This is a genomic window from Acidisoma sp. L85 (genome assembly GCF_009765865.1).
Classification (GTDB): Bacteria; Pseudomonadota; Alphaproteobacteria; order Acetobacterales; family Acetobacteraceae; genus Acidisoma.
In genome coordinates, this window is the sequence record NZ_LMUQ01000072.1 from 1 (window position 1) to 9777 (window position 9777).

The 9777-nt window shown below is 60.4% G+C and carries 9 protein-coding genes and 2 pseudogenes; 8 read left to right on the forward strand and 3 right to left on the reverse strand.

Annotated features, from left to right (window positions below; all coding sequences use genetic code 11):
• The 3 genes and pseudogenes from GSQ83_RS23460 to GSQ83_RS23470 all read left to right on the forward strand — a co-directional run.
• Positions 1 to 607 (forward strand): annotated as a pseudogene (locus GSQ83_RS23460) (hypothetical protein); the annotation flags it as partial.
• On the forward strand, positions 600 to 1241 hold the full coding sequence (locus GSQ83_RS23465) for a gluconate 2-dehydrogenase subunit 3 family protein (protein WP_158805303.1): 642 nt from the start codon (positions 600 to 602) through the stop codon (positions 1239 to 1241). The pseudogene GSQ83_RS23460 and the gene GSQ83_RS23465, both read left to right, overlap by 8 nt.
• Positions 1231 to 2874, forward strand: a complete 1644-nt coding sequence (locus GSQ83_RS23470; protein ID WP_254065868.1) for a GMC family oxidoreductase — start codon at positions 1231 to 1233, stop codon at positions 2872 to 2874. Before GSQ83_RS23465 ends, GSQ83_RS23470 begins: the two co-directional genes overlap by 11 nt.
• A gap of 52 nt (positions 2875 to 2926) precedes the next feature.
• Here the strand turns inward: GSQ83_RS23470 and GSQ83_RS23475 are convergent, their stop codons facing one another.
• On the reverse strand, positions 2927 to 3802 hold the full coding sequence (locus GSQ83_RS23475) for an SDR family oxidoreductase (protein WP_158805304.1): 876 nt from the start codon (positions 3800 to 3802) through the stop codon (positions 2927 to 2929).
• 282 nt (positions 3803 to 4084) lie between these two features.
• Here GSQ83_RS23475 and GSQ83_RS23480 point away from each other — a divergent pair, with 282 nt between their 5' ends.
• Entirely contained in the window at positions 4085 to 4612 is a 528-nt protein-coding gene (locus GSQ83_RS23480; RefSeq protein WP_158805305.1) for an inorganic diphosphatase, read from the forward strand.
• Positions 4613 to 4782: 170 nt separating this feature from the next.
• On the opposite strand, the pseudogene GSQ83_RS31485 reads toward GSQ83_RS23480, so the two are convergent.
• Positions 4783 to 5497 (reverse strand): annotated as a pseudogene (locus tag GSQ83_RS31485) (hypothetical protein).
• Between the two features lie 142 nt (positions 5498 to 5639).
• Between GSQ83_RS31485 and GSQ83_RS23490 the strand changes: the two are divergent.
• Positions 5640 to 7166, forward strand: coding sequence for a transposase (locus GSQ83_RS23490; RefSeq protein WP_158805306.1), 1527 nt, complete (start codon positions 5640 to 5642; stop codon positions 7164 to 7166).
• 76 nt (positions 7167 to 7242) lie between these two features.
• Here the strand turns inward: GSQ83_RS23490 and GSQ83_RS23495 are convergent, their stop codons facing one another.
• On the reverse strand, positions 7243 to 7635 hold the full coding sequence (locus tag GSQ83_RS23495) for an AraC family transcriptional regulator (RefSeq protein ID WP_216850524.1): 393 nt from the start codon (positions 7633 to 7635) through the stop codon (positions 7243 to 7245).
• A 16-nt stretch (positions 7636 to 7651) separates the two neighbouring features.
• On the opposite strand from GSQ83_RS23495, the gene GSQ83_RS30720 reads away from it, so the two are divergent.
• From GSQ83_RS30720 to GSQ83_RS23510, 3 genes are all read left to right on the forward strand, one after another.
• Positions 7652 to 8347, forward strand: coding sequence for an SDR family NAD(P)-dependent oxidoreductase (locus tag GSQ83_RS30720; protein WP_254065869.1), 696 nt, complete (start codon positions 7652 to 7654; stop codon positions 8345 to 8347).
• A 667-nt stretch (positions 8348 to 9014) separates the two neighbouring features.
• The gene (locus GSQ83_RS23505) at positions 9015 to 9266 is read left to right on the forward strand and encodes a type II toxin-antitoxin system ParD family antitoxin (protein WP_158805308.1); all 252 of its coding nucleotides are present in this window, start codon (positions 9015 to 9017) and stop codon (positions 9264 to 9266) included.
• Complete coding sequence (locus GSQ83_RS23510) at positions 9263 to 9556, forward strand: type II toxin-antitoxin system RelE/ParE family toxin (protein WP_158805309.1); 294 nt, start codon at positions 9263 to 9265, stop codon at positions 9554 to 9556. Before GSQ83_RS23505 ends, GSQ83_RS23510 begins: the two co-directional genes overlap by 4 nt.
• Positions 9557 to 9777: the final 221 nt, after the last annotated feature.

Below are 9777 nucleotides of genomic sequence, written 5' to 3' on the forward strand. Positions count from 1 at the left end.
TGCGGGCGCCGCGTTGACCGGCGTGATCGGGACGGGATTTCATCTCTACAACATCAGCAGAAAGCCCGGCGGGTTCGGATGGCAGAACCTTTTCTATTCGGCACCTCTCGGCGCTCCGGCCGCTATCTCGTTATCCGGGATGCTCGGCTTTCTGTCCGAGCGGCTTCGCGACAATCCGCCGGGCGCGACACCCACCATCCTCGGCCTCGCCGCCGGCCGCGTCATCGGCGCCATGACAAGTCTCGGCCTGATCGGCACGATTGGAGAAGTGGGGCTGCTGCATTTCCGCGGCGCCTACCATAATCCCGCAATGTATCTTCCCGTCACCATGCCGCCGGTCGCCGCGCTGCTATTAGGTGCGAGCGCCGTTGGCGCCACAGGCAAGCGGCGGACGATGACCCGCTGGTGGCTTCGCTTCACGGCGTTATTGGGCTTTGCCGGAAGCGGCTTTCACGCGATCGGTGTGTCCCGCAACATGGGCGGCTGGTGCAACTGGAGTCAGAACCTTATCGACGGTCCGCCCATTCCCGCGCCGCCGAGCTTCACCGGCCTGGCGCTCGCTGGCCTCGCGGCTTTGGGACTGCTGGAAGATCATCCAGATGACTGAGCGATATCCCGGCTACGACGTGCTGGCGAAGCGTCGCACGCCATCATGGAATGAGCAGACACGCCAGGTCATCGATCATCGTTTGGCGATCACACGTGAGCCGCGATATTTGTTGCCCGAGCTTTTCAATATTCTCGACGCCGTCTGCGCCCGTATTGTACCGCAGCCTGGTGACCGCCCGCCAGTGCCGCTCGCCGCCCTTGTCGACACGAAACTCTATACGAACATGCAGGACGGCTTTCGCTACGCCGAGATGCCCGAGCAAGGCGAAGCATGGCGGCGCGGACTAGCGGCTCTCGATGAGGCGGCGCTGGCGCATTACGAGAAGCGCTTCCCGCAAATCAGCGGCGAACAGCAGGATGACATTTTGCGGCGCATGGAACGCGGGGAACTCTCGGGCGGAGCCCTTGGCGATATGCCCGCCCAAATGTTCTTCGCACACCGTGTCCTGCTCGATATTGTCTCCGCCTATTACGCGCATCCGACGGCCTGGAGTGAATTTGGCTTTGGCGGACCGGCCAGTCCTCGCGGCTATGTCCGCATGGGACTGGATCGTCGCGACCCCTGGGAAGCCGTGGAGGCCAAGCCCGGCGAGGAAGAGACCGCACGCCACGAGAATGCGCGTGTCCGCTGATCCTCTTGCCGCACCTCGCGCCATCGGCGGCCGCGCGCCGGACGTTTTCAAGCCGGGCGGCTGGGTGGAGATGCGGAGCTATGCGGAAGACGACGTGGTTGATTTCGTCGTCATCGGCACCGGCGCCGGTGGCGGGCCGCTCATCGCCCGGCTCGCTGAACAAGGCTTCTCCGTCATTGGCTTCGATGCCGGCCCCTATTTTCGGCCGCTGGAAGACTTCGCTTCGGACGAGGCCGAGCAACAGAAGCTTTACTGGCTTGACCAGCGCATCATCGACGGCGGCAATCCCATTCGCATGGGAGGCAAGAACAGCGGCAAAGCCGTCGGCGGCAGCACGGTCCATTTTGCGATGGTCTCGCTACGGTTTCGGCCCGAATGGTTCAAATCCCGCAGCGCGCTCGGCTACGGCGCGGATTGGCCCCTCGATTGGCGCGAGATGTGGGATTACTACACCCGCGCCGAGAAGGCCCTCAGCATCGCCGGGCCCGTCAACTACCCATGGGGACCGAAGCGCCCGCGCTATCCCTATCGTCCGCACGAATTGAATGGCGCCGCCGAACTGCTCGCGCGTGGCGCGGAGGCCATGGGATATAAATGGACCGCGACGCCGCTCGCCACTGTCTCGGCGCCACATGGCAATTCGCCGCCCTGCGTCTATCGGGGCTTTTGCCGGTTCGGCTGCTCGACCAACGCCAAGCAGAGTCAGCTGGTGACCTTCATTCCACGCGCCATCGCGGCAGGCGCCGAAATCCGCGACCTCGCCATGGTCGGGCGGGTCGAAACTGGGCCTGACGGACGAGCGACCGGGGTCCATTATCACCGTGAGGGGCGCTGGCGCTTCCAAAAGGCCCGCAATATTGTTGTCGCGGGATATGCGATCGAGACACCGCGGCTGCTGCTGGCTTCCGCAAATGATCGTTACCCTGACGGTCTTGCCAATAGCTCCGGCCTCGTCGGCAAGAATCTCATGACCCAATCCAACCAGGCGGTTTGGGGCGTCATGGACAAGGAGGTGCGCTGGAACAAAGGGCCACCCTCACTCGCTATCACAGAACATTGGAACTATGACGACCGCAAGAACTTTCAGGGCGGTTATTGCTGGATGGCGCAGGGCCCCTTGCCGGTCGAATGGGCCACCGTGGTCACTGGTTCCCGCAAGCTATGGGGCGCGCCGTTGCGCGAGCAGATGATGCAATATAATCACCAGGTCGGCCTCAAAATGGTCGGAGAAATGCTCCCCAGCGAGCGCAATCAGGTCACACTGACAGATGAGGTCGATCAGTACGGTCTACGCATTCCGCGTATTACCTATAGCTGGAGCGACAACGACAAAGCGCTGATCCAACATGCCCTCGGCGAAATGCAGACGAGCCTGGAGCTAGTCGGCGCGACGGATATCTTCCGCCAGGAAGACGACACCAACCACCTCGCCGGTACTGCGCGCATGGGCAGCGATCCACGTAGCAGTGTCGTCAGCGCCGATTGCCGGAGCTGGGATATTCCCAATCTCTGGATCTGCGACGGCTCGGTCTTCCCGACAGTCGGCGGCGTCAATCCGTCCCTGACCATCACCGCCATCGCGCTTCGCACCGCCGATCGTATCAAAGCCCTAGCCACTCGTGGCGAACTTTAGCGCTAATCGAAAGATAGCGCTATTTACGATTGTCTTTGCACTCGGCTGATCCTCAGAAGATCGGCATTCCGCCGGCAACCGTTATGAGGGCGCCCGAGATGTAGCTGGATTCGTCCGAAGCCAGCATTACGTAAGGCGGCGCTACTTCAACCGGCTGTCCCGGCCGACCGAACGGCGTCTTGGAGCCAAAAGTTTTCACGGCGTCGCCCTCCATGCCGGATGGAATGAAGGGGGTCCAGATAGGGCCGGGCAGCACGGCGTTGACGCGTAGCCCCTTCTCGGCCAGCAGCTGAGCAAACGCAACCGTCATGTTCCCGATGGCTCCCTTCGTAGCGGAATAGCCGAACAGCGACGGCGGGGGGTTCTTGGTATTGACGGAGGCGGTGTTGATAATGGATCCACCCAGTTTCATGACGCCAACAACCGCCTTCGTCATGTAGAATGTGCCGTGGACATTGGTGGCGAACATAGCCTCCCAGTCCTCGTCCTTCGTTTCCTCGAGCGACGGCGTCGGGACTTGGAAAGCTGCATTGTTGACGAGCACGTCGATCTTGCCAAAGAACTCGGTGGTTCTGGCGACAATCGCGCGCGCCTCGGCTGATTTGGAGATATCGGTCGGCAACAGTAAGGCGCGAACGCCGGCTTGAGTAATCAGCGCCTCGACCTCACGCGCTTCGGCCTCTTCAGCCGAAAGATAGGCGATGGCGACATCGGCGCCTTCACGGGCGAAGGCGATCGCAACAGCGCGGCCGATGCCGCTGTCTCCGCCGGTGATCAACGCTGCCTTACCAGCAAGGCGACCGCTGCCCCTGTAGCTTTCCTCGCCATGGTCTGGCTTAGGGTCCATCGGGGCCGTTTTGCCAGGAAAGCTCTGCTGTTGTGGCTCGAAGGGAGGGCGCGGATAGAGGGTCGTAGGATCACGAGACATGGGAAAGTTCCGCCTGGGAAGAAGTGACCCGGTCACGCGACCGGACGAAACCCTCAGATGCGGCGATCACCCGCCCGCTCCAATGCGCAGCCGAGTCACACTATCTCGATGGGGCAGCCCCCATTGGAGTTGTTACGACCCTTATCCGTCGTCTGCTGCGGATCCTAAGACGGCGCTCGTTTGATGCTTATCAACGTCATCGTCGGTTGCAGGCTTCTGCGGACACGCCTTGTTCCGTGCTAGCGTCGGACCATCTCGTGGCTAAAGCGAGGCAATCTGACGATGAGCGACAAGTGGATGTTGGCTGAACTCCCTGCCTTTACGGAGTCGGGGTTATTGAACATCGTGATCGAGACGCCCAAAGGAAGTCGTAACAAGTTCGGCTTCGACCCGACGATCAATGCCATGAGACTGAAGCATGTCCTGCCCGAAGGTATGCTTTTCCCTTTTGACTTCGGATTCATTCCTTCGACCCAGGCCGACGACTCCGACCCCATCGACGTTCTGGTGTTGTTGGACGCGCCGGCTATTTCCGGATGCGTGGTAGAAGCTCGATTGATCGGAGTTATCGAGGCTGAGCAGCGTTCCAAGGACGGTGCGTGGGAGCGAAACGATCGCTTACTGGCCGTCGCGACCCACGCGCGAACTCATGAACATGTCCATAGCCTGGATGATCTTCGGGAAAATCTCCCTGCCGAGATCGAGACCTTTTTCCAAAACTACAATCGGCTCGATGGCGGCGATTTCCGCGTCACGGGGCGCGGTGACCGCGCAGCCGCTCAAAGGGCGGTCGAGAAGGCGAAAGCCTAATTTCAGGCATGCGAATAGCCTTACGCGCCCTGAGCTTCTACTGCCTCAAGAACTGCCAGCTGCGCTCGGCCTCACACCTTTCCCAGGCGCTCAATCGACTCCGAGAGCGGGCGTACGCCATCGCTTTAGTCCTGCCAAGCGGTTGACCTCTGCATCAGTTTTGGAACGGTTCAGATCGTATATTTCGCAGGATCATCAGGATGCGAGAGCGCCACGTCCATCACGACGGCGGAGCCACTGGCCCGGAGACCGTGGCTGCGCGTGATGGCCGGCGCTGGCTCCTTGAGGTCGGTAGTGGCCGGTGCCGGTTCTAGCGTCTCGACGTCTCGAGCGGGGTTGTCTTCGCGTAGAGCCTTAAACGCCGCTTGCCGCAGCAGACCATCGGCCGTGAAGCCCTCATACTCGATCTCCGCCACCAACACCGGGCGCACCCAGTGGATTCCCCCAGCCTTCGCGGCGAGGTTTTGCCAAGAAAAGGGCTCTTGGCGGTCTCCAGCGCGCCTGCAGCTTCGGAAGGATGCGGGCGACCTTGTCCCGGCCGAATCCGGTCCCGACCCGACCTACCTCGACCAACTTGCCGTCGCGATACACGCCTGCAATCAGCGAGCGGAAGGCGCCGTTAGTCGTCGTGTACAGCCGATCATCACCTCGTGGCCAGCACGGCACTTGGACTTGGTCCAGGTATCGACCCGTCCGGAGCTGTAAGGCGCGTCCAGCCGCAACGGACCGTGGCGCTGCTCTGGCATTGGACAGCCCATAGGGCGGGGATGTGACGAAGCGTAACGTCAACCTACTGTGACGCCCGCTAAGTTGGCGGCGGCCCAAGTTGTTGATGGGCCGGCGGAGCCACCAGCCGCCGGGGCGCGGTTCCCGTGGTGCAGTCATAATCCCCTGTCATCGCGAGGCGGAAATTAGTGTAGCGCGACACCACTGATGGCCGGGGGCGTTGCCTCACCTGAAATGTTACCCTGGCTCTACCCGTTGCCTCACCTGACATGCTCCCGGCCGGAAGTGACCGGGGTTGGGCATGGGACGCATCAGCATGGCCACGCGTGACGAGTTAGTGGCGGCCCTGGTTGAACGATATGCCGGGTGTAGTCGAAGTGAGCCTGGTCTCATTCTCGACGAGTTTGTGGCGGTGACGAAGTTTCACCGGAAGCACGCGGCGCGGTTGCTGAAGGGTCGAAGCCGCGGACGTCGATCTGAGCCTCGCCCCGGCCAGCGCGTCTACGATGATGCGGCCCGTGAGGCGCTGATCGTGCTCTGGGAAGCTTCTGACCGGATCTGTGGCAAGCGGTTACGGCCATTGCTTCCGGTGATGCTCGAGGCGATGGAGCGCCATGGGCATCTCCAACTGCTCCCCGAAGTGCGGACTGGTTTACTGGCAATGAGCGCGGCGACCATGGATCGCGCTCTGCGCGAGGCAAAGGGGCAACCGGGGAAGAAGCGTCGGCGAGCACCACCGTCAGCTGCGGTGCGGCGGAGCGTGCCTGTGAGGACGTTTTCTGATTGGGGAGATCCAGCACCCGGCTTCATTGAGGCAGACCTCGTTGCACATGGCGGCCCAACGGCCGCTGGCAGCTTTGTTCAGACACTCGTCCTGACTGACGTCGCGACGGGGTGGGTCGAGTGTGCGCCTCTTCTGTATCGTGAGCAGAAGCTTCTGACCGAAGTTCTCGGTGAAGTTCGCAAGCTTCTGCCATTCCCTTTGATTGGCTTCGACACTGATAATGACACGGTGTTTATGAACGAGACTGTGCGCGACTACTGCCGAGATTCCTCGATTGTCTTCACACGCTGCAGGCCCTACCAGAAGAATGATCAGGCCTGGGTCAAGCAAAAGAATGGTGCCATCGTGCGCCGGATTGTTGGCTATCGGCGGTTTGCGGGCCTTGAAGCCGCCGCCGCTCTTGCGCGGCTCTACAGATCGGTCCGGTTATTCGTGAACTTCTTCCAGCCTTCGTTCAAGCTGGCGGAGAAGTCCCGGGAAGGCGCGAAGGTTCGAAAGTGCTATCATTCACCGGCGACGCCATACCAACGGCTGATCGCCGATGCGAGGGCGACGGATGAGATAAAGCGGCAGGTCAAGGCGCAGTTTGAGACCCTCGATCCGGTCCGCTTGCTGAACGACATTCGTGCTGGTCAGAGACGGCTGGTAGAAATTGCCGACGCGCCGGAGGTTCCGCTCCTGATCGAACAGCCGACGCTCGAACAGTTCCTCTTCAGTTTGCGGACCGCATGGAAGGAGGGGGAGGTTCGACCGACGGCTCGGCGGAAGGCGCCAGGGACGAGGAAGAAGCGCAACACACCGGATCCGTTCGCACTCGTGGCCGTTGAGCTCCGCGCCTGGTTTGAGGCTGAGCCCTGGCGAACGTCGGCAGAACTGTTTGCCCGCCTTCGGACGGAGCACCCTGATGCCTATGCGAGCGGCCAGCTTCGAACGCTGCAGCGGCGTCTGAAAGAGTGGCGGCGGGACATGGCGCACCTGATGGTATTCGGGCGACCGCCGGCTGACGAAGCCATTGGAGAGGAAACAGAGATGGAAACGCAGTAGATGGAGCCGGAACGACCTCCCACGACAAGCGCACGGTCCTCGGCAACATTTTTGGATGAGGCAACAGGGCCGGCCATCAGTCCTGTCGCGCTACAGTGTGGTCCACCCGCACCGGAGCGCCGAGCGAGAACGACATGGAGCCCATTTGAATCACCGGGCTTTCAATAATCGCGGCATCGAGTTCGACGACGAGCGAGACGTAGGGGGCCGTCAGCGATGCACCGGTGATTTGGCTAAATGTTGGCACATCAGTGATGATCAGGAGAGACTCACCGACACCGAAGTCCAATGTATTGGTCCCCAAGGTCACGCGCTTGGTGCCTTGGAGTGACAGGGCCACGAGCGGTTTCGAGACCGAATATTGCAGCGCGCTAGGCTGCGTCTCGCGGACAATGGCAAAGCCGGCAATCGGTGTAAGGGCCACGCCATCCTGGCTGGGATAACGTTCGGCATAGCGCAGAGCGGCCACGAGTAGGCTTTGGGTCATGGATGAAACGATAAGGCGAAGCGAGCGCAGCACGCAATCCACTTCGGAGAATCGGGCAAAAAGTCTAGAGTTTAAGGCAAAGCGGCTGTTCGTAGTACTCAGAACTCAGAGCGCCTTGGTCAAATCTCCGTACGCTCGCAAGCGACAACTTAATATCAGTTTTGGAGAAACAGGCAAAAACCGCCAAGCTTTAGGCAACATTTGCGAAACAGCATGTCGGATAAGGGCTCGTCGCACCAGACGAACCAGAGAGAAACCAATGACACCCATTTCACTTGTGACCGGCGCTAGCCGGGGTCTTGGCCGCAACACGGCCCTTAGCATTGCGCGCCATGGTGGCGACGTCATTCTCACCTACCGGAACGGCGCAACCGAGGCGCAAGCAGCTGTGGCTGAGATTGAAGCGCTGGGCCGCAAAGCGGTCGCCTTGCCGCTCGACGTAGTGGATATCGCCAGCCTTCCGGCCTTCGCGGCAAGCGCCGCCCCCACGGGTAACGGCATGGCCAGGGTGGAACAGCGGGGCAGAACAACACTGATCTGGCGCCCACTACGCGTCACGGACGACTGGAAGGAACTGCTCGGCGACGCTCTTTGTCTGTTTGGGAACATTCGCGGGCGCTTGAAACCTTGCGACCAGCATACGCCCATGCAGCATTTCAAATGCCAAGATTTCCCATCTCGGGCGCGAACTTAATACTGCCTTCACTTCGGGGGTAAACACCCCGACTCTGGCCTTTAACCCCCAAAGACTGGCAAACGGTGCATTTTCGACAATGTCGGTTTCGCGATGAAATCCAACAAACTGCTGAGGTTAATGGCCGCAAAGTCACACACCGTTCGCGCCAGCGAGGGAAAAGCGGCCACGGCTGACCTGTTGTTCGGGCTGCTCCGACCGCGACGCTGTCGAATACGTAGCCAAGCCCAACTCCGGTCTCGCGGCCGTCGCACAAATCGATCAATCTCAAGCATCGACAGCGAGCGGAAACCATGTACCGGAATGTTCCAATATTCGACGCCCGCGTTGCGATCACAATGGATTTTACTACTATCCCGAACCGCTCACCTCACGCCGAAGGACGGCATCGACCCGACGGATGCGCTCGGCGGCGAGGGACTTCATAGGCCTGATGCACAGTATTCCCCAAAGCCGCTGCGCTTTATTACCTGGAGGCCGCGTGCTGGGCCCATGCGCGCCGAAAATTCTTTGTGCTGACCGACATGGCCGGCAACGCTCGCCAGACCGCAATTTCCGTTAGAGTGCCATAAAGGACGTTATAGCACTCTAAATAGCGTCGTCGAGCGTTTTTCTGAATAATGAGACGCCCTCTTGCATTAGTACCAATGTTTGGTATAATGCCTTCATGAGCAAGAATACCTCAGTTAGTTTAGGGGAGCACTTCACCAGCTTCGTGGAAGCACGAGTGGAGCAGGGTCGCTATAGCAACGCCAGCGAAGTGATGCGCGCAGGTCTGCGGCTCTTGGAAGAACAGGAAGCGAAGCTGGCAGCACTGCAATCGGCCCTCATCGAGGGCGAGCAGAGCGGCCCGGCAACACCGTTTGATTTCGATGCGTTCATTACACGCAAGCGGGATGCACGCCCTTCGGTTAAATGACTGCCCGCTTCACACTGACGCCCCGTGCGCAGGGCGATCTCTCTGACATTTGGGACCACACCGCGAACCGCTGGGGCATCGACCAGGCGGAAACCTACACGCGCCAGCTGGGCGTGCACGTCGCCATGGTGGCTGGCAATCCAGCGCTTGGCAGGGCATGCCCCGAAGTTCGTATGGGCTACTATAAATTCCAATCAGGCAAGCACATTCTGTTTTATCGGATCATGAATAACGGCATTGAGGTCGTCCGCGTGCTACACGAACGGATGGACTACGGGCAGCATCTCTAGATGTTTGCGAGAAAGTTTCGGTCAAAGCTTTCGGGCCAGGCTGGCCCGCCGTCTCCCACGGGGAAGCTTTTGCCCCGAAAGTCTTGAATTGTGCAAAGGACCGGGTGTGAAAAGCGCCTGGAAGAGGTTTGTTATAGGAATTCAGGCTACGGCGCTGATGATCGGCTGGTAATATCCGCTTTCGTCCGGGGACACTGTTCTGACGGATTTGAAGCCCGCCT